The following is a 25,874-nucleotide window of genomic DNA, read 5'->3' as shown; positions in this document are numbered from 1 at the left end:
GTACCCCTCGACGCCGGCCGACCGTCCCACCGGATCACGAGAGGCACACCAGGCAGCCCCACGGGCGCGTTTCCCTGCCCCACGTACCCCTCGACGCCGGCCGACCGTCCCACCGGATCACGAAAGGCACACCAGGCAGCCCCACGGGCGCGTTCCCCTGCCCCACGTACCCCTCGACGCCGGCCGGCGCGAACCGGGCCGTGGCTGTCGGGGGGTCGTCGTAGCGTCCCGGACATGATCGAGACCGAGCACGGCGCCGGGCAGCTCGCGGTGCCCCTCCCCCGGCCGGCCCCGGACGGGTCGCGGCCGGTCACCCCGCGCCGGCTCGACGAGGAGCGCCCACGCCGCCGGCCGGCCCTCTCGCCGTCCCGCGCGGCCGACTTCAAGCAGTGCCCGCTGCTCTACCGGTTCCGCGTGGTCGACCGGCTGCCCGAGCAGCGCTCGCCCGCCCAGGTCCGCGGCATCGTCGTGCACGCGGTGCTCGAGCGGCTCTTCGGGCTCCCCGCCACGGACCGGGTCCCGGCCCGTGCCCACGCGCTGCTCGCCGAGGTCGCCGCCGAGCTCACGGCGGAGGACCGCGCGCTGCTCGACACGGCCGACGCAGCGCGGCTCGTCGATGCCTACTTCGCGATGGAGGACCCGACGCGGCTGTCCCCCGAGGCCTGCGAGGTGTTCCTGGAGGCCGAGCTGGAGTCCGGGGTCGGGCTGCGCGGCTACGTCGACCGGCTCGACGTCGGGGCCGGCGGCGAGGTGCGGATCGTGGACTACAAGACCGGGGCCGCGCCCCGCGCCGTGTTCGAGGCCCGGGCGCTCTTCCAGCTGAAGTTCTACGCGCTCGTCCTGCTGCGCAGCCGCGGCGTCCTGCCCGACCAGCTGCGGCTGATGTACCTCGGCGACGGCGAGAGCCTGAGCCTGCGCCCCGGGCGGGAGGAGCTGGAGCGGTTCGAGCGCACCCTCGTGGCGCTGTGGCAGGCGGTGCTGCGCGCGGCGCCGACCGGCGACTTCCGCCCGAGCCCCGGCCGGATGTGCGCCTGGTGCTCCCACCAGGCGGCCTGCCCGGCCTTCGGCGGCACCCCGCCGGCCTACCCCGGCTGGCCCGACGAGCGTCACGGTGATCCGGCGCCCGCGCCGGGGGAGACTGCGGACCCGTGAGCTCCCCCGCACCCGAGCCGTACTTCCGCGTCGTCGAGGAGGACAAGGACCAGGACGGGTCCGTCACCCGCGTCGAGGCCTCCGGGTCCACCGCGGGCCCGTGGTTCCCCGACGCCCAGCACATGGGCCCGCCGAGCGCGCTCCTGGTCCGCGCGCTGGAGAACGAGTCCGGGCGCGACGACGTCCGGCTCGCCCGGGTGACCGTCGAAGTGCTCGGCAAGGTGCCGGTCGGCTCCCTGGAGCTGCGCTCCCGGGTCGCCCGCGCGGGCCGCACCATCGAGCTCGTCACCGCCGAGCTCGCCGCGCCCGACCCCGCCTCCGGGGCCACCCGCGCCGTGGCCCGGGCGACGGGCTGGTTCCACGGCGTGGTCGACACCGCCGGCGTGGCCACCGTCCCGGGCGCGACCATGCCGGCCCTCCCCGGCCGTGAGGAGGGGCGTCCCCGGGCGATCCCGGAGGGCTGGCTGCCCGGCTACCTGACCTCGGTCGACTGGCGCTGGGTCGACGGCGGGCTCGACGAGCTCGGGCCCGGGCGGGCGTGGGGTCGCGTGCTCACCCAGGTCGTGGCCGGCGAGGAGCCGTCGCCGGTCCAGCGGCTGGCCGCGGTCGCCGACTCCACCAACGGGGCCGCGTCCCGCCTCGACCTGCGGCAGTGGCTGTTCGTCAACACCGACCTGACGCTGCACCTCCACCGCGCCCCGCGGGGCGAGTGGACGGGACTCGACGCCGACAGCGTCATCGGCCCGGAGGGCACCGGGACGGCGTACTCGGTCCTGCACGACGAGGCGGGCCCCGTCGGGCGGGCCGCGCAGGCCCTCACGGTGCGCCCCCGCTGACGCAGGGCCTCAGCGCCCCGCGACGCCCAGCCGGCCCGTCGACGAGCCGGACGACGGCGCCTCCGCGGGCGGCGGCGTCGCCCCCGGGAGGGAGCTGACCCCGCCGTGCCCGGGAAGCACCGCCCGGCACGACTGCAGCGACGAGGTGACGATGCCGGTGCAGCCGAGGTCGGCGAGCTCGTCCATCACGTCGTTGACGCGGCTGCGGCGCACCATGGACCGCACCGCGACCCAGCCGTCGAGGGACAACGGCGCCACGGTCGGGGACTGCACGCCCGGGGTCACCTCGACCGCGGCGTCCTGGACGGCCTCCGGGCAGTCGTAGTCGAGCATCACGTACTGCCGGGCGAACACCACGCCGCGCAGCCGCTCCACGAAGCGGTACTTGGCCTTGGTGATGTCCTCCGGGTCGGGTTGCTGGTCGAACTTCGCGTTGCGGTCCACCACCACGGCCTGCGAGGCGAGGATCGGGTCACCGATCGTCTCCAGACCGTGCTGGGCCAGGGTGCGCCCGGTGGACACGACGTCGGCGATCGCGTCGGCCACCTCCAGCTCGATCGAGACCTCCACGGCCCCGTCGAGGCGGATCACGTCCTTGGCGGCGATCCGCTGCTGGGCGAGGTTCGCCCGCACCAGCCGCGGGAACGACGTGGCGATCCGCTTGCCGGCCAGGTCCTGGATGGTCCAGGCGTTGCCCGCCGGCGCGGCGTAGCGGAACTGCGACTGCCCGAACCCGAGTTGGAGCACCTCGTTCACCGAGGCCGAGGACTCCTCGGTCAGGTCGTGACCGGTGATGCCGAGGTGCAGCTGGCCCTCGGAGACGTAGGTCGCGATGTCCTTGGGGCGCAGGTAGAAGAACTGCACCCCGTTGGCCTCGTCGGTCAGGGACAGGTCGCGGTTGTCCGACCGCTGCCGGTAGCCGGCGTCGCGCAGCATGCGCGACGCCTCCTCGGCGAGGGATCCCTTGTTCGGGACGGCGACGCGGAGCATGGCTCTCTCTCCTGGTGGACGCGATCAGGCTCGCGCCCGGCAGTCACGGGTGGTGGATAACGGTCAGAGGTACTCGTAGACGTCCGCGAGCGAGAGCCCGCGGCCGAGCATGATCACCTGGAGCCGGTAGAGGAGCTGGGATATCTCCTCCGCGAGCTTGTCGTCGGTCTCGTGCTCGGCGGCCAGCCACACTTCACCAGCCTCCTCGAGCACCTTCTTGCCCTGCGCGTGCACACCGGCATCGAGCGCGGCGACCGTGCCCGATCCCGCCGGCCGCTCCCGTGCCTTGGTGCTGAGCTCCTCGAAGAGCCCGTCGAACGTCTTCACGTCACATGATGGTCGCACCACGGGTGTCGGACGCGCGCGCCGATCGGGTCATCGCGCCGCAAGCGGTCGGCGGCGGTCGGTAGGCGCAACGCGCCCGGCGGCCGAACGCTGGGCCGAACGGGCTAAGCCGCGCGCGGGGAGACGAGCGTTCTCAGGTCGTCGACCCGCAACCCCTCGAGCGTGTCCCGGAAGGTGCGCCGCTCCCCCGGCGGGACCTCGACGCCCGCCGGCACCACGAGCACCGTCGCCCCGGCCGCGGCGGCCGACGCCGACCCGGCCGCCGAGTCCTCGACCGCGACACAGCGGGACGGCTCGACGCCGAGCAGCTCCGCCGCCCGCAGGTAGGGCGCCGGGTCCGGCTTGGTGGCCGCCACCTCGTCGCCGCAGACGGTGACGTCGAAGAAGTCCCGTCCGATGGTGTCCAGCGCGACCTCGGTGAGCTCGCGGTACGTGCTGGTCACCAGCGCGGTGCGCAGCCCGGCCGCGCGGACCTCCCGGAGGGCCTCCCGGGCGCCGGGACGCCACGGGAGCCCGGCCGCGAACAGTGTGAAGGTGCGGTCGAGCAGCCAGCGGCCGTCCCGGGCCACCCCGTCGGCGTCCTCCGGGTCCGCGCAGCCGACCTCGCGGCGCACCGTCACGACGGTGCGCCGCAGGCTGGACCCGGTGAGCGCCTCGCGGGTCGGGGCCGAGAGCTCGCCGCCCAGGTGGGCGGCGAGCTCGGCCATCGAGATCGACCAGAGGCTCTCCGAGTCGACCAGGGTGCCGTCCATGTCCCACAGGACGGCCGACAGACCGACCGGCCCCGAGGACGTCATGCGTTGAAGTACTTCGCCTCCGGGTGGTGCACGACCATCGCGTCGGTGGACTGCTCCGGGTGGAGCTGGTCCTCGTCGGAGAGCTCGACGCCGATGCGGCTCGGGTCGAGCAGCTCCACGATCTTCGCGCGGTCCTCGACGTTCGGGCAGGCCCCGTAGCCCAGCGAGTACCGGGCGCCCCGGTAGCCGAGCTTGAAGTACTCGTGCACGTCGGCCGGGTCCTGGTCGGCCATGCACGACCCGTCCGCGAACGTCAGCTCCTCGCGGACGCGGCGGTGCCAGTACTCGGCCAGCGCCTCGGTGAGCTGCACGCCCAGACCGTGCACCTCGAGGTAGTCCCGGTAGGCGTTGTCCGCGAACAGCGTGTTGGCGAAGTCGGCGATCGGCTGACCCATCGTCACGAGGTTCATCGGCATGACGTCGACCCCGCCGAGCTCGCGGGCCTCGTCGCGGGTGCGGAAGAAGTCCGCGAGGCACAGGCGCCGGTCGCGCTTCTGGCGCGGGAACGAGAAGCGGTGCAGCTCGTTCGCGTCCGGCTTGGCCTCGTCGAGCACGACGACGTCCTGGCCCTCGGAGATCACCGGGAAGTAGCCGGCGACCACCGCGGCGTGCGCGAGGATGCCCTCGGACTGCAGCCGGTCGAGCCAGTAGCGCAGCCGCGGCCGGCCCTCGGTCTCGACGAGCTCCTCGTAGGAGGGGCCGTCGCCGCCCTTGGAGCCGCGCAGGCCCCACTGCCCGAAGAACGTCGCGCGCTCGTCGAGCAGCGACGCGAAGTCGGCCAGCCGGATGCCGCGCACCACGCGGGTGCCCCAGAACGGGGGCGCCGGGACCTCGATACGCCGGGCGACGTCGGAGATCGCGTCGGGGTCCGGAACGTCGCCCGCCGCCTCGCTTTCAGCCTCGCGCTTGGCCTTGATGCGCTCGGAGCGCTCCCGGCGCTCCTTCCGCTCGGCGGCCTTCTCCTTCTCCTCCTCCGAGGGGCCCTCCCCGGTCATCACCGAGTCCATGAGCCGCAGCCCCTCGAACGCGTCCTTCGCGTACCGGACGTCGCCCTGGTAGAGCTCGCCGAGGTCGTTCTCGACGAAGGAGCGGGTCAGCGCCGCGCCGCCGAGGAGCACCGGGTACTTGTCGGCGACGCCGCGGTCGTTCATCTCCTGCAGGTTGTCCTTCATGACCACGGTGGACTTCACCAGCAGCCCGGACATCCCGATCGCGTCGACCTTGTTCTCGTCGGCCGCCTCGAGGATGGCGTTGATCGGCTGCTTGATGCCGATGTTGACCACGTCGTAGCCGTTGTTGGACAGGATGATGTCGACGAGGTTCTTGCCGATGTCGTGGACGTCGCCCTTGACCGTCGCCAGCAGGATCTTGCCCTTGCCGGAGTTCTCGGTCGCCTCCATGTGCGGCTCGAGGTGGGCCACCGCGGCCTTCATGACCTCGGCCGAGGCGAGCACGAACGGCAGCTGCATCTTGCCGGCGCCGAAGAGCTCACCGACGGTCTTCATGCCGCCGAGGAGGTCGGTGTTGATGATCTCGAGCGGGTCCTTCTCCTGCATGCCCGCGTCGAGGTCCTCCTCGAGGCCGTTGCGGTTGCCGTCGACGATGCGCTGCGCGAGGCGCTCGAACAGCGGCATGGCCGCGAGCTCCTCGGCGCGCTGGTCCTTCGACGACTGCGCCGACACGCCCTCGAAGAGGTTCATGAAGTGCTGCAGCGGGTCGTGCTCCTCCCGCCGGTCGTAGACCAGGTCGAGGGCGGCCTCGCGCTGCTCCTCGTCGATCTGCGAGAACGGCAGGATCTTCGAGGCGTTCAGGATCGCGGTGTCGAGGCCGGCGTCGACGCACTCGTTGAGGAACACCGAGTTGAGGACCTGGCGGGCGGCCGGGTTGAGGCCGAACGAGATGTTCGAGAGCCCGAGCGTGGTCTGGACCTCGGGGTAGCGCTCCTTGAGCTGCTTGATCGCGTTGATCGTCTCGATGCCGTCCTTGCGGACCTCCTCCTGGCCGGTGGAGATCGGGAAGGTCAGGCAGTCGATGATGATGTCCTCGACCCGCATGCCCCAGTTCTCGGTGAGGTCCTCGATGAGGCGGAAGGCCACCCGGGTCTTCCACTCCGCGGTGCGGGCCTGGCCCTCCTCGTCGATGCAGAGCCCGACGACGGCGGCGCCGTGCTCCTTCGCGATCCGCATGATCTTCTGGAACCGCGAGTCCGGCCCGTCGCCGTCCTCGTAGTTCACCGAGTTGATCGCGCAGCGCCCGCCGAGCTGCTCGAGGCCGGTCTGCAGCACCTCGGGCTCGGTCGAGTCGAGCACCACGGGCAGCGTCGAGGCGGTCGACACGTCGTGGGCCAGGCGGTCCATGTCCGCGGTGCCGTCACGCCCGACGTAGTCGATGCACAGGTCCATCCAGTGCGCGCCCTCGCGGGTCTGCGCCTTGGCGATGTCGACGCACTTCTCGTAGTCGTCCTCGACCATCGCCTCGCGGAACGCCTTCGAGCCGTTGGCGTTCGAGCGCTCGCCGATCATCAGCAGGCCGACGTCCTGGCGGAACGGCACCGACTGGTACATCGAGGAGATGCCCGGCTCCGGCTGCGGGTTCCGCTGCGCCGGGGTGAGGTCGCGGCACTTCTCGGCGAGCGCGCGCACGTGGTCGTTCGTGGTGCCGCAGCAGCCGCCGACGAGCTGGAGCCCGTAGTCGGTGATGAACGAGGCGCAGTAGTCCGCCAGCTCGTCGGGCTGCAGCGGGTACTCGGGACCGTTCGGGCCGAGCTCGGGCAGGCCGGCGTTGGGCATGACGGTGACCGGGATGCGCGACTGGCGGGAGAGGGCGCGCAGGTGCTCGCTCATCTCGGCCGGGCCGGTCGCGCAGTTCAGGCCGATGCCGTCGATGCCCAGCGGCTCCAGCGCCGTGAGCGCCGCCGTGATCTCGGAGCCGACCAGCATCGTGCCGGTCAGCTCGACGGTCACGTGGCAGATGACGGGGACGCGGCGCCCATACTGCTCCATGGCGCGGTAGGCGCCCAGGATCGCGGCCTTCGACTGCAGCAGGTCCTGGCACGTCTCGACGAGGATCGCGTCGGCGCCGCCCTCGAGCTGCCCGAGCACGGACTCGATGTAGGCGTCGCGCAGCTTCGCGTAGGGCGCGTGCCCCAGGGTCGGCAGCTTCGTCCCCGGCCCGTTGGACCCGAAGACGAAGCGCGGACGCTCCGGGGTGGAGTACTCGTCGGCGGCCCGGCGGGCGATCTTGGTGCCCTCGAGCGACAGCTCGCGGATGCGGTCCGCGATGTCGTACTCGTTGAGGTTCGGCCAGTTGGTGCCGAAGGTGTTCGTCTCGATGACGTCCGCGCCGGCGTCGAGGTGCCCGTGGTGCACGGCGAGCACGGCGTCGGGACGGGAGACGTTCAGGATCTCGTTGCAACCCTCGAGGTTCTCGAAGTCGTCGAGGGTGAGGTCCTGGTCCTGCAGCGCGGTGCCCATGGCACCATCGCCGATGAGGACACGCTCGTGGAGTGCGGTCAGGAACGGTGACTCACTCTCGGTTGCCATCACACGATCGTAACGTGACGGGCGTGGTCAACCGGTTCTCCTGCGAGCCTCGTCACGACCCGTAAGCTGGCGCAGGTGTCCGACTCCGATCACCTCGACCCCCCGCGCGAGCTGTCCGACCCGGTCATGCTCTGCGCGTTCGAGGGCTGGAACGACGCTGGTGACGCGGCCAGCACCGCCGTGGAGCACCTCGCCCTGAACTGGGACGCGAGCGAGCTGGGCGCGATCGACCCCGAGGACTACTACGACTTCCAGGTCTCGCGCCCGACGGTCCGTCTCGTCGACGGCATCAGCCGCGCGATCGACTGGCCGACCACCCGCTTCACCCTCTGCCGCCCGCCCGGGTCCGAGCGCGACCTCGTGCTCGTGCGCGGGATCGAGCCCAACATGCGCTGGCGCGGCTTCGTCGCCGAGATCATCGCGAAGGCCGAGGAGCTCGGCGTCACCACGGTGATCACCCTCGGCGCGCTGCTCGCCGACACCCCCCACACCCGCCCGGTACCGGTGACCGGTTCGTCGTTCGACAAGTCGTCGGCCGCCCGCTACGGCCTCTCCCGGTCCCGCTACCAGGGCCCGACCGGCATCACGGGGGTGCTGCAGGACGCGTGCGTGCAGGCCGGTATCCCGGCGATCTCGTTCTGGGCCGCGGTCCCGCACTACGTGTCGCAGCCGCCGGCGCCGAAGGCGACGATCGCGCTGCTGCAGCGGGTCGAGGAGGTCCTCGACGTCGAGGTCCCGCTCGGCGGGCTGCCCGACCAGGCCGAGAAGTGGGAGCGCACCGTCTCGGAGATGGCCGACGAGGACGACGAGGTCCGTGAGTACGTCAAGGCCCTCGAGGAGGCCGGCGACGCCGAGAGCGACCTCACCGAGGCCAGCGGCGAGGAGATCGCCGCCGACTTCGAGCGCTACCTGCGGCGGCGCGACCCGGGCAGCGGTCCCGGCGGCATCGCGGGCGGCCCGAACCTCGGCGGTCCCTGGGAGCGGTAGGCGCGCCGGGCTCACCGCAGCGTCCGGGCCGCATCCAGGTCGAGCGCGGGCCCGCGCGGGAGCAGCCCGACGACGCTGCGGGGCGCCGGCCGGGGCGCGCCGAGCCCGAGCGCGGTCGCGGCGCGCACCCCCGGGACGGCGAACACCCGCCCGACCGGGTCGACGACGACGCCGCGGCCCGCGTCGGGCGCCTCCCCCGGCCCGACCGGGACGACGTAGGCCCCCGACCCGGCGATCCGCACGGCATCGACGGCCCGGGGTCCGGGGATCGTCGGGTCGGACGCCGGGGTCGGCGGGACCGGGGTGGGCAGCGTGCCCGCGACGGTGACCGCGGTGCCGCCGCCCTGCGCCGACGGGCGCGCGCACACCACCGGCGCCTCGTCCACGCCCAGCAGCCGCGGGAACGCCCGCGGGTAGGCCGCGAGGTCGACCCCCACCGCGCGGGGCAGCCGGTCGAGGGTGGACGCCGGGATCGTCGCGATCCCCGGGTCGGCGCCCGGGGTCGGGTCCGCGAACCGCACCAGCTGCGCGACGACGTCGGGGACCTCCTGGACCCCGCGGTCGAGGACGAGGACCGACCGCCCGCCCGGCGCCACCGTGGCCACCGACCCGACGGCGAGGCCCATCGCGCGGGTCGCCGGGTCGGTCGGCGACAGGCCGGCCCCGGGCACCCGCGGCGGGACGAGCGGGGCGCCGAGCGGGAGGCTGCCGAGCAGTGCGGCCCCCGCGGGGCGGGCGGGCTCGCCGGCGATGCCCAGGGCGCGCACCACCGCGCCCTGGCCGGGGTCGAGCGCCGCGCGGTGACCGTCGGTGACGAGCCAGGTCACGCCGTCGTCGCCGCGCGCCAGCACCGCCTCCTCCCCCGCGAGCGGCCGGCCGAGCGCGGGGAAGCCACCCAGCACCGCCGTCGCGCGCCGACCGGCCTGCGGGTCGCCCGGTCCGCGCACCGCGTCGCAGACCGCCCAGGCGTCGGCGACAGGCGCCGCATCGGTGTCCGGCAGCTCCGCCGGGGCGCCCGCGAGGCCGGCCGGGGCGGTGCGCGGGGCGGCGAGGAGGGCGTCGTCGCGCACGGGCGTCGGGGTCACCGGACCCTCGCCCGACGACGGGTCGGCGCGGGCCGGGTCGACCCCGGCGGCGAGCAGCCGGGCCGAGGCGAGGTCCGTCGTCGGGACCAGCCGGTCCGGGCCGTGGGCGACGACGTAGAGCGTCCCCGACGGGGTGCCGCGCACGATCGCGGCCGCCCGCCAGTCGGTGTCGCCGCGCACCAGCCCGACGACCGCGGCCGCCCCGAGGGCGAGTGCCCCGAGCAGGGCCCCGACGACGAGGGCCCGGCGCCGGGTCCGCCCCGGGTCGCCGCCCGCGGGGTCGGCGTGCGGGTCGCGGCCGACGAGCGCGGACTCCAGGCGCCGGGTGACGACCCGTTGGGCGTGCACCCGCGACGGGGTCGGCGGAGCGGCCCGCAGTCCGCCTTCGCCCCGCGCGCCCATGCCCGTGCCGGCCCGGGGCTCAGCGCAGGGTCACGCCGAGCAGGGCGTCGACCGCCGTCGCCACCTGCGCCCCGGCGTCGGCGACGGTGCCCGAGCCCGGGCGCCGGAGCGCCTCGTCGGCCCACGCGTCCACCGCGGCGAGCGCGCCGGGGCTGTCGAGGTCGTCGGCGAGGTGGAGCCGCACGCGGTCGACGAGGTCGGCCGGATCCGGCCCGGAGCCGAGCGCGGCGGCCTCGCGCCAGCGGTGCAGCCGGGCCTGCCCGGTGGTGAGCAGGTCCGCGGTCCAGGAGCGGTCGGTGCGCCAGTGCCCGGAGAGCAGGGCCAGGCGGACGGCCATCGGGTCCACGCGGTCGCCGCGCAGCCGGGAGACGAAGACGAGGTTGCCCTTCGACTTCGACATCTTCTCGCCGTCGAGCCCGATCATCCCGGCGTGGCAGTAGTGCCGCGCCATCGGGTGGGCCCCGGTCAGCGCCTCGCCGTGGGCCGACCCGAACTCGTGGTGGGGGAAGGCGAGGTCCGAACCGCCGCCCTGCACGTCGTAGGTGTCCCCGAGCCGGTTCAGCGCGATCGCGGTGCACTCGACGTGCCAGCCGGGGCGACCGTCGCCGAGGTCGGAGGGCCACGACGGCTCCCCCTCGCGCGCCATCCGCCACAGCAGCGCGTCGAGCGGGTGGCGCTTGCCGCGCCGGTCGGGGTCGCCGCCCCGCTCGGGGAACACCTCGATCATCTGCGCCTCGGAGTAGCGCGAGACGTACCCGAAGTCGGCGGTGGCGGTGTGGTCGAAGTACACGTCGGGGAACTCGGGGTCGTCGGCCCGGTAGGCCGCGCCGGAGGCGAGGAGCTTCCCGACGAGCTCGGAGATCTCGTCGACCGCCTCGACGGCGCCGATGTAGTCGCGCGGCGCCAGCACCCGCAGCGACTCCATGTCCTCGCGGAAGAGCGCGGTCTCCCGCATCCCCAGGACCACCCAGTCGAACGAGTCGCGCTCGGCGCGCTCGAGCAGTGGGTCGTCGATGTCGGTGACGTTCTGGACGTAGTGGACGTCGTGGCCCGCGTCGCGCCAGCTGCGGTTGATGAGGTCGAAGGCGAGGTAGGTCGCGGCGTGCCCGAGGTGGGTGGCGTCGTAGGGCGTGATGCCGCAGACGTACATCTTGGCGCCGTCGACGCCCGGCGCGGTGGGCCGGACCTCACCGCTCGAGGTGTCGAAGAGCCGCAACGGTGGCGGGGTGCCGGGCACCTGGGGGACCTCGACCGAAGACCACGAGCGCATGCCCCGACCCTAAGCCCCCGGGGTGCCCCTCAGGAGGCGAACCGTGGCGCACCGAACCGGTTCTCCGCCCGGAGCGAAACCCCCTGTGGGACCCGGCCGGGTCCTGCCACGGAGCCGTCGCGGGCGAGCACGACGGCCCCGTTCGTAGCGGAAGGGCCCGGCCGGGGCGGCAGGAGTCGCGGGGGGTTCGACTCCGGCCTACGCCCAGAGTAACGCACCGCTAGCTCCGTTCGGGTGGATCACGCCGCTGGGGGACGGTTTGTTCCCGCACAGCGATCACGCTGAGCCACGAGAAGATCGAATGTCTCATCGTTGAATTCAGCGCCGTCGGCTGGAGAGGTAGTCGCTCACCACCGCGGCCCCCAGCCCGTCGAGGTCCGGCGCCACCACCCGGCCGCCGCTGCGACGGGCGACCAGGTCGACGAACTCCTCGAGCCGCGGGTCCTCCCCGAGCATGAACACCGTCAGCGCCGCCTTGAGCCGGGCGATCGCGTCGACCTCGTTCAGCGTCGCCCGGAGGGTCTCCGGGCTCGGCGGGTAGTCGAAGACGGCGTGCCCGTCCGGCTCGAGGTGCGCGGTCGGCTCCCCGTCGGTGACGACGAGCACCACGGGCGCGGCGTCGGAGTTCTTCCGGAGGTGCCGGCCGGCGAGCAGCAGGGCGTGGTGCAGGTTGGTGCCCTGCTCCCAGGCGCCCTCGAGCCCGGTGAGCTCCCCGAGCTCCACCGTCTTCGCGTGCCGCCCGAAGGTGATGATCTGCAGCGCGTCGCCGCGGAAGCGGGTCGAGACGAGGTGGTGCAGCGCCAGCGCCGTGCGCTTCATCGGCACCCACCGGCCGTCGGCGACCATCGACCACGACGTGTCCACACATAGCGCCACCGCCGCGCGGGTGCGCTGCTCGGTCTCGACGATCTCCACGTCGGTGACGTCGAGGGTCCGCTCGTCCCCCGACGCGTGCCGCATCTCGGCGTTGAGCAGCGTCCGGGACACGTCCCAGCGCTCGGTGTCCCCGAACGCCCACGGCCGTGTCGCGCCGCTCGCCTCCCCCGCCGCGCCGGCCCGCTGGGTCTCGCGCTCGCCCCGGCGGGTCGACAACGATCCGACGACGTCGCGCAGCGCGGACTGCCCGAGCTGGCGCAGCGCCTTCGGCGAGAGCATCAGCGACCCGTCGGGCCCACGCTCGAACACGCCCTGGTTCTCGAGCTCGCGCTCGAGCTCCGCGAGCCGCTGCGCGTCGACGCGCGCCTGCCGGCCGAGCGACGCCTCGAGGGCCTCGAAGTCGATGTCCTCCATGCGCGCGCCGGGATAGCTCTGGGAGAGCTGCTCGGAGAGCGAGTCGAGCTGGGCGAGCTGTTCCATGGCCCGCGTCGCCTCGCCCATGCCCATCGGGTTCTCGCCGCGGAAGCGGCCCTCGCCGTCCCAGTCCTCCCCCGGCCGCATGGCCTGCAGCTGGGAGTCCAGGCGGGCGAGCTGCTCGGCCAGGCGCGGGTCCCCGAACGCGGACTGCATGAGGCCCTCGAGCTCGGCGCGCTGCTCGGCCGAGAGCGAGTTCATCATCCGCTGAGCGGCCGCGGACCGTTGCGCGAGGATGTCGATCAGTTCCTCGACGTTGCCCGGGTTCTCCGGGAAGTAGTCGCCGTGCTTCTCCATGAACTGCGAGAACTGCTCGGTGGTGTCCTCGCCGCGACCGTGGGCGTCGAGGAGGTCGTTGAGGTCGGAGAGCATCTCGCGGACCCGCTCGACGTCCTCGGGCGTCGCGTTCTCCATCGCCTCCTTCATGCCCTGGAAGCGCTGGTCGAGCGCCTCCCGGCCCATGAGGTCCTGGATTTGCTGGTAGGCCTGGCGCGCGTCGGCGTTGCGCCAGTCGTAGTTCGCCAGCTCGTTGACCGCGCCCGCCGTCGAGTCCGGCAGCGCGTCGAGGCTCATCTCCCGGAAGCGGGCGTCGTCGGAGTCCTCGGCCTGCAGCGAGTTCCGCTCGGCCTCGAGGGCCTGGTCGAGCAGCTCCCGGATCTCCTGCAGCGTCCCGTCGATCCGGTTCTCGCGCTGCAGCCGGCGCCGCTGCTCGTGCAGGCGACGCTGCAGGTCGTCGAGACCCTGCTGGTCGCGCAGCCCGCGGCGCATCAGCTCGCGCATCGCCTGCCGCGGGCTGGTGCCCTCCATGACGTCGCGCCCGAGGGCGTCCATCGCCTCGCGGACGTCGAACGGCGGCGCGAGCGGGTCCGGCCCGTCGTAGAACCGGCCGTAGGTGTACCGCCCGGAGCGGGGGCCGACGGGGCCGCGCGCGCCACCAGCGTCCCCGATCCCACCCTCGTCAGCCGCCATAGGCCACCGTCCCGGCATCCTCGTCGTCGTCCTTCGCGAGCTTGCGCGTCAGGTAGAGGTGCTCGAGCGCCAGCTCGACGGCGCTGGCCAGCGGGCCGGGCGCCTCGGTGTCGCCCGCGCCGAGCCGCTCGGCGACCGCACGAACCACCGGGACCGGGGGCAGCGTCGCGACGACCTCGCGGGCCGGCACGCGCTCGCCCGTCACCACCCGGCGCCCCTCGGCGACGGCGTCCGCGAGCGGGCCGAGGTCGACCCCGGCGAGCCGCTTGCGGGCGGTCTCGGCGATCGCGCGGCGCAGCAGGTGGGTCAGCAGCTCCTCCTCGCGCCCCTCCTCGCCGGACTCGAACTCGAGCTTGCCGCGCAGCACCGGCGGCACCGCCTCGAGGTCGACCGGCCGGGCGACCGGCGCGTCCTCGCCGGTGACGGCGGCCCGGCGCAGCGCCGCGGCGGCCACCGTCTCGGCGGCGGCCACGGAGAAGCGCGCGGAGACACCGGAGCGCTGGTCGATCGCCGAGGCGCCCCGCAGATTGCGGGTGAACCGGGCGATGACCTCGACGAGGTGGTCGGGCACCTCGGCCACGGTGTGCGCCTCCTGGCGGACCAGCGCGACCTCGCCGGCGACCTCCAGCGGGTAGTGGGTGCGCACCTCGGCGCCGAACCGGTCCTTGAGCGGGGTGATGATCCGCCCGCGGTTGGTGTAGTCCTCCGGGTTCGCGCTCGCGACCAGGAGGATGTCGAGCGGGAGGCGCAGCGTGTAGCCGCGGACCTGGATGTCCCGCTCCTCCATCACGTTCAGCAGCGCGACCTGGATCCGCTCGGCGAGGTCGGGCAGCTCGTTGACGGTGACGATGCCGCGGTGCGCCCGCGGGACGAGCCCGTAGTGGATCGTCTCCGGGTCACCGAGGCTGCGGCCCTCGGCGACCTTGACGGGGTCGACGTCGCCGATGAGGTCCGCGACCGACGTGTCCGGCGTCGCGAGCTTCTCGGCGTAGCGCTCGGAGCGGTGCCGCCAGGCGACCGGGAGGGAATCCCCCTCGACGGCGGCGCGGCGGATGCTCGCGGGGATGATCGGCTGCTCGGGGTGCTCGCCGAGCTCGGAGCCCGCGATCACCGGGGTCCACTCGTCGAGCAGCGCGACGAGGCTGCGCAGCAGGCGGGTCTTGCCCTGACCCCGCTCGCCGAGCAGGACGACGTCGTGGCCGGCGAGGATCGCCCGCTCGAACTGCGGGAGCACGGTGCGCTCGAACCCGACGATGCCGGGCCAGGGGTTCTCGCCGGCCCGCAGCGTGGCCAGCAGGTTGTCGCGCAGCTCGTCGCGGACGCCGCGCGCGGTCCTCGCGGGGTGGTCGCTCGCGCGGAGCTCACCGAGTGTCGTGGGGAGGCCCTCCGGCGGGGCCGGGGTGCCTGCGGTGTGGGCGGCTGCCGGGGTGGAACGAGGAGAGCTCACCTCCGCCACGCTACGACGGCATCCTCGGTCGTGCCGCCCCGATCGTGGGACCAGCGGTCCCCGGCTCTCGCCCGGACGGACCACCCGGACGTGTGCGGCGTGCCGACCCCGAAGATCTCCGACCCTCGACACCCACACGAGTTGACTCCCCTACCCGGCCGTACGGGCCGGGCAGGACGAGTTCCGGGGGGAACGGATGAAGAGGACTCTGGCGGCCGCGGGTGTGGCGGTGGCGTTGGTGGTGGTGCCGGGCAGCGCGTCGGCGGCGAGCCTGGTGGAGGAGGTCCCGACGGGGCTCGTGACGGCGGACGGGTCCTGCGCGACGGATCCCGACGGCGGGTCGCACGCCGACCCGGTCGACACGACGGGCAGCGACGACCAGTCCGGGCACCACGGGCAGTCCGGTCAGCACGGGCAGTCCGGTCAGCACGGGCAGAACGGGCAGCACGGCGACTCCGGCCAGCACGACCCGTCCGGGAGCCACGACGGCCAGTCCGGGCACGGCCGGCCGGGCGGCACCACCTCGCCGCAGCCGACGACGGGGACGACGACCACCACCGGATCCGCGCCCTCGGGGTCGGCCACGCGTCCCGGGAACCGGCAGTTCGCCGCCGGTCGGGCCGCGCTGCCGCAGGCGGCGGACGACTGCTCGGCGGCGCTGGAGCCCGGGAGCGGCTACACGGACGAGGACGGCGACGGGCAGCCGGAGAAGGCCGACGGCGTCGACGACGACGGCGACGGCCAGGTGGACGAGGTCGACGCGTCGTCGCAGGTCGCGGTGGTGCCGCAGGGCGGCGCGGAGACCGGCGACGGCAGCACCGCCGGGACCGTGACCGGGACGGCGCTCGCGGGCGGCGCGGTGCTGGCGCTGCTGGGCGGCCTCGCCGTCTGGGTCCGCCGGGCGACCTCGCGTCCCTGATCCCGCACCGCTGCCGGGTGCCGCCCCGTGAGGACCACGGGCGGCACCCGGCCGGTGTCCCTCCGACCACCCAGGGACCGTCGTGACCCTCCTGCAGGAGACCCCGCCCCGGCCGACCGAGCGGCTGCTCCGGACCGTCGACGCCGTCGTGGCGACCCCGCCGCCGCGGGCGACGATCGTGCTCGCGCTGGTCGCCGCCGTGCTGCTGGGTCTCGCCGTCGTCGTCGTGCGGCCACCGGCCACGCCGCACTGCGCGCCGGTGGCGACCCCGCAGTACCCCGACCGCACTCCCCTGCCCGCGTCCGACCCGGTCGCGCTGACCGTCGGCTCGATCGACGCGTGCTCGACCCTGCTGCCCGTCGGGCTGGACGACGAGCGGCGCATCGCGGTGCCGTCGGTGCACACGCCGCAGCAGGCGGGCTGGTACCGCCTCGGGCCCACGCCGGGCGCGCTCGGCCCGGCGGTCGTCGTCGGGCACATCAACGGCGACGGGCAGGAGGGCGTCTTCGCCGACCTCGACGACGTCGGGGCCGGGGACCGGGTCGCGGTGTCCCGGCGCGACGGCCGGACCGCGTTCTTCACCGTCTCGCAGGTGGTCCAGGCCGACAAGGACGCCTTCCCGACGACGGCCGTCTACGGCAACACGCCCGACGCCGAGCTCCGGCTCATCACCTGCGGCGGCGCGCTCGACCGCAGCGCCCACCGCTACCAGGACAACGTCATCGTCTTCGCGACGTACGACGGCTGGTCGCCGACCCGTCCCTGATCGCCCGTCCACCACCGGAGGAGACCCACCCATGAAGCGCACCGCGACCGCCGTCACCCTCACCGCGGCCGTCCTGCTCGCCCCGGTCGCCGTGGCGGGCACCGCCACCGCCGCCACCTACTACCCGAACTGCACCGCGGCCGAGGCCGCCGGCGCGTCGAACATCCACCGCGGCGAGCCCGGCTACCGCCCCGCCCTCGACGAGGACCACGACGGCGTGGCCTGCGAGGTGCACGGCGGCAGCGGGACGATCGGGAGCAGCCAGGGGTCCGACGACACGAGCAGCTCGAATTCCTCGGATTCGTCCGACACCTCGAGCAACGCCGCGGGCTCGTCGTCCGATCAGGTCGCGGTGGTGCCGCAGGGCGGCGCCGAGACCGGCGACGGCAGCACCGCGGGCCACCCCTGGTGGTGGGTCGGCGGCGGGCTCCTCGCGGGCTTCGCGGCCCTCGCCGGCCTGGGCGTGGCGCGCCGCGGGCGCTCGGCCGCCCGGCGCTGAGTCGCCGGGCGACCTCGTCGCCCTCCCGGGCGGATCCGGGTACCGACCACCCGGATCCGCCTCGAGACGACCGGGTCGCCGCGACCCGGTCGTTCGGCGACGGTGTCCGCCCGTTTCAGCTCGAACGGGCCGCCAGGAGCTCGGCCCCGACCGCCGAACCGCCCGCGGCACGCACCCGCCGCGCCGCGAACCACATCCCCGCCAGCCCCACGAGCGCCACCGGCACGTGCACCGCCATCGCGACCCGGAATGCCGTCGTCGTCCAGTCCGCCGGGGCACCCGCGCCCTGCGCGTCGAGCAGGATCCCGACGAGGGCCACCACCAGCAGCGACGAGGTGAACCCGCCGACGTTCACCACCCCCGACGCCCGCCCAACCTGCGACGGGGCCACCGCCGAGCGGGCCACGTCGAAGGCGACCAACGACGCCGAACCCCCGCTGCCAAGCACCACCACCAGCGCCACGAGGACCGCCCACGGCACGTCGCCCGGCCAGGACAGCACGACCACCCACGCCACGACCTGCGCCGTCACCGACCCGGCGATCAGCGCGACGCGGCGGTGCGGGAACCGTCCGGAGAGCAGCCCGAAGACCGGCCCGATGACGACGTTCACGACGACGACGCCGCTGGTCAGCACCCGGGCCACCCCGCCGGGGACGTGCTCGGCCGCCGCGAGGAACGGGAAGCCCCACAGCAGGCCGAACACGTTGCCCCCGAACGGCGACGCGAGGTGGCACCAGAACCCGAGCCGCGCCCCGGGCGAGCGCACGACGTCGCCGAGCCCGGCCGAGCCCTCGTCCGGGGCGGGCGGCACCGCCCGCGGTCCGTCGCGCAGGACCAGGGCCGCCGTCGCCGCGACCAGCCCGGTGACGCCGGCCGCGGAGAGGTAGGCGGCGGTCCAGCCGTCGGAGACCACGAGCGCCGCGAGCGGGATCGCCGAGACCGCCTGCCCGAGCTGGCCGAGGATCCCGGAGAGCTGGTTGACCAGCGGCACCCGTCGGGGGGCGAACCACGTCGGGACCAGGCGCAGGATGCTGACGAACGTCACCGCGTCCCCGGCGCCGGCGAGGACGCGGCCGCACACGGCGAGCGGGAACGTGGGCGCCAGCGCGAGCACGGCCTGGCCGACCGCGACCAGCACCGCTCCGCCGGCGATGAGCCGCCGCGCGCCGAAGCGGTCGACGAGCACGCCCGCGGGGATCTGGAGCGCCGCGTAGACGGCGAGGGAGAGGACGGCGAGCAACGAGAGCGTCGCCGCCGAGACGTCGAAGCGCTGGGCGGCCGTCACGCCCGTGGCCGCGAGGGCCGAGCGCCCCACCACGGCCAGCACGTACGCGACGACCGCGGTTCCCCACACGAGCAGCCGCACCACTTGACGGAAGGCTACGTCAGGGGATCAGTCCGAGGGATCGGTGGGGCCGAGGAGCCGGGAGCCCCCGATCGGCAGATCCCACAGGTCGGCGCGGTCGCGCCCGGTGCGCCGCCACTCCCGCCGGGTCTGCTCCAGCGGCTCGAGCACCGGCTCGCCGGACAGCACGAACGTGCCCCAGTGCACCGGCACCATCCGCCGCGCCCCGAGGGTCTCGGCGGCGCGCACGGCCTCCGTCGGGTCCATGTGGACGCTGCGCAGGAGCGACCGGGGCCGGTAGGCGCCGACCGGCAGCGCCGCGATCTCGAGGCGCCGGTGGCGGGCGGCGATGCGGTGCAGGAACGGCCCGGTGGCGGTGTCGCCGGCGTGGTACACGGCCCGGCCGTCGGCCGCCGTCAGCACCCAGCCGCCCCAGAGCCGACGGCAGGTGTCGGTCGCCGTCCGGCGCGACCAGTGCCGGGCCGGGACGAACTCGACCGACACCGGGCCGGAGCGTCCCGGCAGCGTCACCGACTCCCACCAGTCGAGCTCGGTGACGTCGGTGAACCCGCGGGCGCGCAGGAACGGCCCCGTGTTCAGCCCCGCGAGCACCCGGGTGCCGCGCGGGAGCCGGGCGAGGGTGCGCACGTCGAGGTGGTCGTAGTGGTCGTGGGACAGCAGCACCGCGTCGAGGGCGGGCAGCTCGTCGACGGCGCGTCCCGGTGGGGTCAGCCGCTTCGCAGCGCCCGGGATGCCGGCCGAGAGCACCGGGTCGACGAGCACCGTGACCCCGTCCACCCACAGCAGCGCCGACGCGTGCCCGAGCCAGGTGACCCCGAGGGTCCCGGCCGCCGGCTCGGGCAACGGCGCGCCCGGGGTGATGGGGACGCCGAGCGCGTCGCGGCGCGCGACCTCGTCGCGCGGGAACGACCACCACAGCTGCAGGGCCCCGAGCGGGCCGAGCAGGTGCGAGTCGAGCCGGTGACGGAAGTCCGCGGGCGCGCGCTCCCCCGACCGCCCGCTCAGAAGGCGGGCCACGGGATCGGCGGCCAGCCGCCCGTCGGCGCCGGCAGCTCCCCGGCGTGCAGCAGGCGGTCGACCCGCGAGCGCAGCGCCTTGACCTCGGAGCGGGTCACGTGGTCGTCGAGCTCGTCGGCGAGCGCAGGCCCACGAGATCCGGCGCGGTTCCCCGGCGACAGCGCCGCGCGCAGCCGCTGCAGGCCCGACGTCACCTGCTCGTCGAGCGCCTCGCCCACCCAGCCCCAGAGCACGGTGCGCAGCTTGGTCTCCTGGTGCAGGCAGATGCCGTGGTCGACGCCGTAGACGCGGCCGTCGGCGCCGGCCAGCACGTGCCCGCCCTTGCGGTCGGCGTTGTTCGCGACGACGTCGAGGGCGGCCATCGCCCGCAGCGCGGGGTCGTCCGCGTGCACGAGCAGCGCCGGCTCGCCGTCGTCGCCGCGGGCGCGCAGCACCGTGCGCCAGTGCGGGCCGACGTCCTTCGGCGCCAGGATGTCGACGAGCTCGCGCTCCTCGTCGAGCTCGATCCAGCGCTGGACCATGCCCGGCCCGAAAGGGCCGTCGCGCAGCACCGTCGCCGGCACGACGTCGAAGCCGGCCGCCTTGCTGATCAGGTAGGTCGCGACCTCACGGCCGGCCAGCGTGCCGTCCGGGAAGTCCCACAGCGGGCGCTCGCCGCGCACCGGCTTGTAGACGCAGAGCCCCTCGACGCCGTCGAGGGCCACCGTGCAGAGCAGCGTCGCGTTGGACGCCTCGGTGATGCGCCCCTGCACCTCGAGGGTGCCGCGCCGGAGCAGGTCCTCGACCTGGTCGATGGTCAGGTCCGCGACAGCGTCGGTGCCGTCGTCGTCTGCCGTGTCCTCGTGCTTCCCGGGACTGGTCACGCGCGGCGTCGATCCCCTCTCACGACTCCGCGGCGACCCGGCGGAACCCGTTCTGCCGCGGGCACACGTGCCCGGCGGCGTCCAGGGGCTGGGTGCACAGCGGGCACAGGCGGCGGCCGGCGGAGACGACCCGCTCGGCGCGGGTGGCGAACGCGCGGGCCCGCTCCGGGGAGAGGAACACGCGCAGCGCGTCGGGGCCCTCGTCGGTGTCGTCGAGGACCACCGACTCGTCGACCTCCTCCTCGGTGACGGCGAGGAGCTCGACGACGACGCTGCGAGACTCGGCGTCCCAGCCGAGGCCCATCGTCCCGACGCGGAACTCCTCCTCCACCGGGACCTCGAGCGGCGAGGTGTCGACGTCGTTCTCCGGGGTGGACGGCGGGACGTCGGCGCCGAACCGGCGGGAGACCTCTTCGAGCAGCGTCCCGATGCGCTCCGAGAGCACCGACACCTGCTGCTTCTCGAGCAGCACCGACACGCGGCGGGCCGACTCGCTGGCCTGCAGGTAGAACGAGCGGTCGCCGGGCTCGCCGACCGTGCCGGCGACGAACCGGTCGGGCTGGCGGAAGACGTGGATCACCCTGGGCATGGCCCCTCGATCGTGTCGTGCTGTTCGGGCCGGGAGGCACGCGGCCCCCGACGGGACTGATGACCGGCTCAGTTTACGCCGGTCGACCCTCCGACCACCGCCTCGGAGCCGTCCCCCGCGGCGTCGGTGGCGTCCTCCCCCTCACCCTCGGGCTTCTCCTCGTCCGGCTTCGGGACCAGCGACGACAGGTCCCCGCCGGTGTCGTTGACCCGCACGACGAACGGCCGGGTCGGGGTGTAGCTGATCACACTGATCGAGCAGGGGTCGACCGAGATGCGCTGGAACGAGTCGAGGTGCAGACCGAGCGCGTCGGCGACCACGGACTTGATCACGTCGCCGTGGCTGCACACCACCCACAGCGCCTTCGGTCCGTGCTCCTCGGTGATCCGCGCGGCGTGCCGGCGGACGGCCGCGACGCTGCGGTGCTGCATGGACGCCAGCCCCTCGCCGCCGGGGAAGACGGCGGCCGACGGGTGGGCCTGGACGACCTTCCAGAGGTCCTCCTTGCCGAGCTCGCCGAGGGTCTTGCCCGTCCAGTCGCCGTAGTCGACCTCGGACAGGTCGTCCTCGACGACGGCCTCCAGGCCCCGCGCCTCGAGCAGCGGGGCGACGGTCTCCTCGCAGCGCTGCAGCGGCGAGCGGACCACGGCGGCGAGCGGCAGGGCGGCGAGCCGGTCGACGAGGCCCTTGGCCTGGGTGCGGCCGTGGTCGTCGAGACCGACGCCCTCGGATCGGCCGGCCAGCACACGCGACACGTTCGCGGTCGAGCGGCCGTGCCGCAGGAGGATCACCGTCGTCACGTCCGCCCACCCTAACCGGCCCGCTCAGGTCGCGGAGATCATCCCTCCGGACACCGCGAGCAGCACCAGCAGCCCGAGGATCACGCGGTACCAGACGAAGAGGTACACGGTGTGCTGCTCGACGTAGCGCAGCAGCCAGGCGATCGAGGCGTACCCGACGGCGAAGGCGACGAGCGTCGCCACCACCATCTGCGCCGGCGAGGGCTGGGCGCCCGGGCCCGAGGTGTCGGCGATGTCGGGCAGCGAGAACAGTCCCGCGGCCGTGACGGCCGGGATGGCCAGCAGGAAGCTGAAGCGGACCGCGGCCGGGCGCTGCAGGCCGAGGAAGAGCCCGGCCGAGACGGTGCCGCCCGAGCGGGACACCCCGGGCAGCAGGGCGAGCGCCTGTGCGCAGCCCATGAGCACGCCGTCGCGCAGGGTCAGGTCCTCGACCGGGCGGCGCTGGCGGCCGTACTTCTCGGCGGCCCCGAGGACCACGCCGAAGAGCACCAGCGACGCGCCGATGAGCCACAGGTTGCGGGCGGGCCCCTCGATCGCGTCCTTGAACAGCACGCCGAGGATGCTGATCGGCAGCGTGCCGATGATCACGTACCAGGCGAGGCGGTAGTCCAGGCCGCGTTCGCGCCGTCCCAGGAGGCCCAGGACCCAGGCCGTCACCAGCCGCCAGATGTCGGGCCAGAAGTAGATGAGGACGGCGGCCTCGGTGCCCAGCTGGGTGACCGCGGTGAACGGGGCGCCGGCGTCGTTGCCGAAGAACACCCCGGCGACGATCCGCAGGTGCGCCGAGGAGGAGATGGGCAGGAACTCGGTCAGGCCCTGGACGAGTCCGAGGACGAGGGCCTCGAGCCAGCTCATCTGCACGGGGACGGCACGCTACGCGATGACCGGTACGTCGCGGTTGCGCCGGGGTGGCGGTTCGGGTGCCCGGACCGGGTGGGTCGCGGCCCGGCGCGGCCCGGCGTCCACGGTCGGCGCGGCGGCGCCCCCTATCCTGACCTGCCGTGGAACAGCGACGCGTCGGTGCCAGCGGGCTGCGGGTCTCGCGCCTCGCGCTCGGCACGATGACCTGGGGTCGGGACACCGACGCCGACGAGGCGGGCGCGTCGCTGCTGGCCTTCCTCGACGCCGGCGGCACGCTCGTCGACACCGCCGACGTCTACGCCGACGGCGAGGCCGAGGCGATCCTCGGCGGGCTCTTCGCCGACGTGATCCCCCGCACCGAGGTCGTGCTCGCGACGAAGGCCGGGGCGCGCCGCGAGGACGGCCCGTTCGGCGGCGGGGCCTCCCGCTCGTCACTGCTCGCCTCGCTCGACGCCTCGCTGGAGCGGATGGGCACCGACTACGTCGACCTCTGGCAGCTCCATGCCTGGGATCCCGAGGTGCCGCTCGACGAGACCCTCTCAGCGGTGGACCTCGCGGTGTCCTCCGGGCGCGTGCGCTACGCCGGGGTCGCGAACTACGCCGGCTGGCAGGTCGCGGCGGCCGCCCGCTCGGCGGGCCTGCCGCTGGTGAGCGTCCAGTCCGAGTACTCGCTGCTCGACCGGGGCGTCGAGGACGAGGTGCTGCCGGCCGCGTCGTACCACGGGATGGGGCTGCTGCCGTGGGGCCCGCTCGGGCGCGGTGTGCTCACCGGCAAGTACCGCGACGGCACCCCGCACGACTCCCGGGGCGCGTCGGCCCACCTCGGCGCCTACGTCGGGCACCACCGCACCGACCGGGCCGCCCGGATCGTGCAGGCCGTCGTCACCGCCGCGCACGGGCTCGGCACCTCGCCGCTCGCGGTCGCGCTCGCGTGGGTGCGCGACCGGCCCGGCGTGGTGGCCCCGGTGGTGGGCGCCCGCGACGGCGCCCAACTGCTGGGCTCCCTGGCCGCGGAGGAGCTGACCCTCCCGCCGGCGATCCGTGGGGCCCTCGACGACGTCTCCTCCTCCCCCCTCGTGCCGGTGCCGACCGCCGTGGGGCCGGACGGGGTCGTGATCGACGACGAACCCGCGCCGTGGACCTGACTCACGGAGCCTGACGCGGGGGCGGAGACGACGTACGGTGGTTGCCGGACTGCGACCAGGAGGTTGCCGGTGAGCGACGCGACGGCGCCCGATCCCGAACACGTGCCCGCCCTCGAGCCCGGTGTGGTCGAGGGCGACTGGGAGTACCAGCCGGTGCGTCTGCCCCCGGACGTGTCCCGCCTCTCGGCGAGCGCGGAGCTCGGACTGCGCTCGCAGTTCGGCGGGTGGGAGCTCGCGCGGACGCTGCTCTACGCCGACGGCACCCGCAAGGTGTGGCTGCGGCGCAAGATCTCGCGGATGCGGGAGACCATCGCGGTCTGAGCCGCGCGACGTCGTGCGCGCGGCGCACACCCCGCCGCCACACCGGTAGGTCCCTGGGGAGACCGACGCGCGCCGCACACACTCCGCCGCCACGCCGGTGGGTCCCTGGGGAGACCGACGCGCGCCGCACACACTCCGCCGCCACGACGGTAGGCCTCTGGGGAGACCGACGCGCGCCGCACACACTCCGGGTCAGAGCTGCCCGGTCTCGCGGGCGACCTGCGTCGACGCCGGCCGCCCCGGCATGCACACCAGCGCCGGTGACCGCAGCGCACACGTCGCGGGCGGGCGCACGGCTGGGCCGGCGCCGGGTCCGGGGTGGAGCATGATCAAGGAGCCCCTGCGCGGTAGACGGAGATCCGCTCGAGGCGCACTGACTCCCTCGCGTCGAGAGCGCACCCGGATGTGTGCGCGACGCGTCGGTCCAGACGGACCGGATGCGCCGGCTGTCGGAGTGTGTGCGCCGCGCGTCGGTCTCTCCGGGGTCGGATCGGCGCGGTGCCGGAGCGTGTGCGCGACGCGCCGGTCCCGCCCGGACCGACCGCCCGCGCCGCCGGAGTGGGTGCGCGACGCGGCGATCGGCGCGACCGGTCAGGGCGTGACGACCACGCGCCCCGTCGTCGTGCGGGCCGCGATGGCGTCGAGGGCGTCCGGCAGATCCGCGAGCGCGTACTCCGCCCCGACCAGCGGGTCGATGAGCCGCCGCGCCCACAGCGCCTCGAGCTCGCGCTGCCAGGCCTCGACCAGCTCCGGCGCCCGCTGCCGGTACGCCGCCCAGTGCACGCCGACGACGTCGTAGTTCTTCACCAGCGCGTGGTTCGTGGGCGCGTCGGCGATCCGTCCCCCGGCGAAGCCGATGACGAGGAGGCGCCCCTCCCAGGCGGTCACGCGCCGGGAGGCGTCGAAGGTGTCGCCGCCGACGGGGTCGTAGACGACGTCGGCGCCGCGCCCGTCGGTCAGCTCCTTGACCGCCGGGACCAGCACGTCGGCCACCGGGCCGTCCAACACGATCACCTCGTGCGCGCCCAGGCGACGGGCGACCGCGGCCTTGTCCGCCGACCCGACCGTCGCGATCACCCGCGCCCCGGCCGCGAGCCCCAGCTGCACCGCGGCCGCTCCGACCCCACCCGCCGCGGCGTGCACGAGCAGCGTCTCCCCGCTGCGCAGCGACGTCCGGTGGTGCAGCGCGCACCACCCGGTCTGGTAGGCGACGAAGAACCCGGAGGCCTGCGCGGGCGTCATGCCGTCGGGCCACGGGTACGACGTCCCGACGACGGCCTGCTCCGCGTACCCGCCGTGCGGCACCACGGCCGGACCGAACACCCGCTCGCCGGTCAGGACGTCGGTCCCGGCGACCTCCAGGCCCGGGGTGAACGGCAGCGGGGGCTTCTCCTGGTAGGTCCCGCGGCAGTACAGGATGTCCGCGAAGTTCACCGAGGCGGCCTCGACGCGGACCACCCGCCGGCCGTCGCCGGCCACCGGCTCGGGCAGCTCGGTGAGCTCCAGCACGTCGCGCGGCTCGCCGAACCGCGGCACCGTCCAGCCGCGCACTC

General features: G+C 74.6%; 23 protein-coding genes. 8 read left to right on the top strand and 15 right to left on the bottom strand.

Annotated features, from left to right (window positions below; translation table 11 throughout):
* Positions 1-234 precede the first annotated feature (234 nt).
* Both HH311_RS23985 and HH311_RS23980 read left to right on the top strand, forming a co-directional pair.
* Positions 235-1,152 (top strand): PD-(D/E)XK nuclease family protein, encoded by a 918-nt coding sequence (locus tag HH311_RS23985; protein ID WP_169186213.1) that lies wholly within the window; start codon positions 235-237, stop codon positions 1,150-1,152.
* Positions 1,149-1,988, top strand: a complete 840-nt coding sequence (locus HH311_RS23980) for a thioesterase family protein (protein ID WP_312030364.1) — start codon at positions 1,149-1,151, stop codon at positions 1,986-1,988. Before HH311_RS23985 ends, HH311_RS23980 begins: the two co-directional genes overlap by 4 nt.
* A gap of 9 nt (positions 1,989-1,997) precedes the next feature.
* Here HH311_RS23980 and hisG read toward each other — a convergent pair whose 3' ends face one another.
* The 4 genes from hisG to metH all read right to left on the bottom strand — a co-directional run bounded on the left by hisG (position 1,998) and on the right by metH (position 7,662).
* Positions 1,998-2,978 carry an ATP phosphoribosyltransferase gene (hisG, locus tag HH311_RS23975; protein WP_169186212.1) on the bottom strand — a complete coding sequence of 327 codons (981 nt, stop codon included), beginning with the start codon at positions 2,976-2,978 and terminating at the stop codon, positions 1,998-2,000.
* Positions 2,979-3,041: 63 nt separating this feature from the next.
* Positions 3,042-3,305, bottom strand: a complete 264-nt coding sequence (locus HH311_RS23970; protein WP_169186211.1) for a phosphoribosyl-ATP diphosphatase — start codon at positions 3,303-3,305, stop codon at positions 3,042-3,044.
* Between the two features lie 122 nt (positions 3,306-3,427).
* A complete protein-coding gene (locus tag HH311_RS23965) occupies positions 3,428-4,120 on the bottom strand; it encodes an HAD family phosphatase (protein ID WP_169186210.1) in 693 nt (230 codons plus the stop codon).
* Entirely contained in the window at positions 4,117-7,662 is a 3,546-nt protein-coding gene (metH, locus tag HH311_RS23960; RefSeq protein ID WP_169186209.1) for a methionine synthase, read from the bottom strand. Before metH ends, HH311_RS23965 begins: the two co-directional genes overlap by 4 nt.
* A 126-nt stretch (positions 7,663-7,788) precedes the next feature.
* Between metH and HH311_RS23955 the strand changes: the two genes are divergently transcribed.
* Positions 7,789-8,649, top strand: a complete 861-nt coding sequence (locus tag HH311_RS23955; protein ID WP_248293027.1) for a PAC2 family protein — start codon at positions 7,789-7,791, stop codon at positions 8,647-8,649.
* Between the two features lie 11 nt (positions 8,650-8,660).
* Here the strand turns inward: HH311_RS23955 and eccB are convergent, their stop codons facing one another.
* The 4 genes from eccB to HH311_RS23935 form a co-directional block, all read right to left on the bottom strand.
* A complete protein-coding gene (eccB, locus tag HH311_RS23950; protein WP_169186208.1) occupies positions 8,661-10,082 on the bottom strand; it encodes a type VII secretion protein EccB in 1,422 nt (473 codons plus the stop codon).
* A gap of 73 nt (positions 10,083-10,155) precedes the next feature.
* On the bottom strand, positions 10,156-11,406 hold the full coding sequence (mshC, locus tag HH311_RS23945; RefSeq protein ID WP_169186207.1) for a cysteine--1-D-myo-inosityl 2-amino-2-deoxy-alpha-D-glucopyranoside ligase: 1,251 nt from the start codon (positions 11,404-11,406) through the stop codon (positions 10,156-10,158).
* A gap of 318 nt (positions 11,407-11,724) precedes the next feature.
* A complete protein-coding gene (locus HH311_RS23940) occupies positions 11,725-13,725 on the bottom strand; it encodes a VWA domain-containing protein (RefSeq protein WP_211190719.1) in 2,001 nt (666 codons plus the stop codon).
* On the bottom strand, positions 13,715-15,172 hold the full coding sequence (locus HH311_RS23935) for an ATP-binding protein (protein ID WP_169186206.1): 1,458 nt from the start codon (positions 15,170-15,172) through the stop codon (positions 13,715-13,717). The genes HH311_RS23940 and HH311_RS23935 overlap by 11 nt, the downstream gene beginning before the upstream one ends.
* A gap of 196 nt (positions 15,173-15,368) precedes the next feature.
* Here HH311_RS23935 and HH311_RS23930 point away from each other — a divergent pair, with 196 nt between their 5' ends.
* The 3 genes from HH311_RS23930 (at position 15,369) to HH311_RS31100 (ending at position 17,356) form a co-directional block, all read left to right on the top strand.
* Positions 15,369-16,091 carry a hypothetical protein gene (locus HH311_RS23930; protein WP_169186148.1) on the top strand — a complete coding sequence of 241 codons (723 nt, stop codon included), beginning with the start codon at positions 15,369-15,371 and terminating at the stop codon, positions 16,089-16,091.
* Between the two features lie 82 nt (positions 16,092-16,173).
* Positions 16,174-16,857: a class F sortase gene (locus HH311_RS23925; protein ID WP_169186205.1), complete on the top strand. Its 684-nt coding sequence runs from the start codon at positions 16,174-16,176 to the stop codon at positions 16,855-16,857.
* A gap of 31 nt (positions 16,858-16,888) precedes the next feature.
* Positions 16,889-17,356 carry an excalibur calcium-binding domain-containing protein gene (locus HH311_RS31100; protein ID WP_211190718.1) on the top strand — a complete coding sequence of 156 codons (468 nt, stop codon included), beginning with the start codon at positions 16,889-16,891 and terminating at the stop codon, positions 17,354-17,356.
* A 115-nt stretch (positions 17,357-17,471) separates the two neighbouring features.
* Here HH311_RS31100 and HH311_RS23915 read toward each other — a convergent pair whose 3' ends face one another.
* The 6 genes from HH311_RS23915 to HH311_RS23890 form a co-directional block, all read right to left on the bottom strand.
* Positions 17,472-18,728, bottom strand: a complete 1,257-nt coding sequence (locus tag HH311_RS23915; RefSeq protein WP_169186204.1) for a nitrate/nitrite transporter — start codon at positions 18,726-18,728, stop codon at positions 17,472-17,474.
* A 24-nt stretch (positions 18,729-18,752) separates the two neighbouring features.
* Positions 18,753-19,742 carry an MBL fold metallo-hydrolase gene (locus HH311_RS23910; protein ID WP_312030363.1) on the bottom strand — a complete coding sequence of 330 codons (990 nt, stop codon included), beginning with the start codon at positions 19,740-19,742 and terminating at the stop codon, positions 18,753-18,755.
* A complete protein-coding gene (locus HH311_RS23905) occupies positions 19,727-20,542 on the bottom strand; it encodes an SCO1664 family protein (RefSeq protein ID WP_211190737.1) in 816 nt (271 codons plus the stop codon). Before HH311_RS23905 ends, HH311_RS23910 begins: the two co-directional genes overlap by 16 nt.
* Before the next feature lie 82 nt (positions 20,543-20,624).
* Positions 20,625-21,194 (bottom strand): DUF3090 domain-containing protein, encoded by a 570-nt coding sequence (locus HH311_RS23900; RefSeq protein WP_169186203.1) that lies wholly within the window; start codon positions 21,192-21,194, stop codon positions 20,625-20,627.
* Positions 21,195-21,262: 68 nt separating this feature from the next.
* On the bottom strand, positions 21,263-21,994 hold the full coding sequence (locus tag HH311_RS23895; protein WP_169186202.1) for a histidine phosphatase family protein: 732 nt from the start codon (positions 21,992-21,994) through the stop codon (positions 21,263-21,265).
* 24 nt (positions 21,995-22,018) lie between these two features.
* A complete protein-coding gene (locus HH311_RS23890) occupies positions 22,019-22,849 on the bottom strand; it encodes an undecaprenyl-diphosphate phosphatase (RefSeq protein WP_169186257.1) in 831 nt (276 codons plus the stop codon).
* 146 nt (positions 22,850-22,995) lie between these two features.
* Here HH311_RS23890 and HH311_RS23885 point away from each other — a divergent pair, with 146 nt between their 5' ends.
* Positions 22,996-24,000, top strand: coding sequence for an aldo/keto reductase (locus HH311_RS23885; RefSeq protein ID WP_169186201.1), 1,005 nt, complete (start codon positions 22,996-22,998; stop codon positions 23,998-24,000).
* A 69-nt stretch (positions 24,001-24,069) separates the two neighbouring features.
* The gene (locus HH311_RS23880) at positions 24,070-24,321 is read left to right on the top strand and encodes a DUF5703 family protein (protein WP_312030362.1); all 252 of its coding nucleotides are present in this window, start codon (positions 24,070-24,072) and stop codon (positions 24,319-24,321) included.
* 591 nt (positions 24,322-24,912) lie between these two features.
* Here HH311_RS23880 and HH311_RS23875 read toward each other — a convergent pair.
* Positions 24,913-25,872 carry an NADPH:quinone oxidoreductase family protein gene (locus tag HH311_RS23875; protein ID WP_169186200.1) on the bottom strand — a complete coding sequence of 320 codons (960 nt, stop codon included), beginning with the start codon at positions 25,870-25,872 and terminating at the stop codon, positions 24,913-24,915.
* Positions 25,873-25,874 lie beyond the last annotated feature (2 nt).

It is taken from the genome of Actinomycetospora sp. TBRC 11914, from assembly GCF_012933465.1.
In the GTDB taxonomy this organism is placed as follows: domain Bacteria; phylum Actinomycetota; class Actinomycetes; order Mycobacteriales; family Pseudonocardiaceae; genus Actinomycetospora.
This window is presented reverse-complemented; position numbering and strand designations above follow the sequence as displayed.

Coding starts and splice junctions, on each gene's coding strand:
- hisG (WP_169186212.1), bottom strand. CDS start 2,978: ATGCTCCGCGTCGCCGTCCCGAACAAGGGATCCCTCGCCGAGGAGGCG.
- HH311_RS23940 (WP_211190719.1), bottom strand. CDS start 13,725: ATGGCGGCTGACGAGGGTGGGATCGGGGACGCTGGTGGCGCGCGCGGC.
- HH311_RS31100 (WP_211190718.1), top strand. CDS start 16,889: ATGAAGCGCACCGCGACCGCCGTCACCCTCACCGCGGCCGTCCTGCTC.
- HH311_RS23930 (WP_169186148.1), top strand. CDS start 15,369: ATGAAGAGGACTCTGGCGGCCGCGGGTGTGGCGGTGGCGTTGGTGGTG.
- HH311_RS23965 (WP_169186210.1), bottom strand. CDS start 4,120: ATGACGTCCTCGGGGCCGGTCGGTCTGTCGGCCGTCCTGTGGGACATG.
- HH311_RS23955 (WP_248293027.1), top strand. CDS start 7,789: ATGCTCTGCGCGTTCGAGGGCTGGAACGACGCTGGTGACGCGGCCAGC.
- HH311_RS23890 (WP_169186257.1), bottom strand. CDS start 22,849: ATGAGCTGGCTCGAGGCCCTCGTCCTCGGACTCGTCCAGGGCCTGACC.
- HH311_RS23900 (WP_169186203.1), bottom strand. CDS start 21,194: ATGCCCAGGGTGATCCACGTCTTCCGCCAGCCCGACCGGTTCGTCGCC.
- metH (WP_169186209.1), bottom strand. CDS start 7,662: ATGGCAACCGAGAGTGAGTCACCGTTCCTGACCGCACTCCACGAGCGT.
- HH311_RS23985 (WP_169186213.1), top strand. CDS start 235: ATGATCGAGACCGAGCACGGCGCCGGGCAGCTCGCGGTGCCCCTCCCC.
- mshC (WP_169186207.1), bottom strand. CDS start 11,406: ATGCGCTCGTGGTCTTCGGTCGAGGTCCCCCAGGTGCCCGGCACCCCG.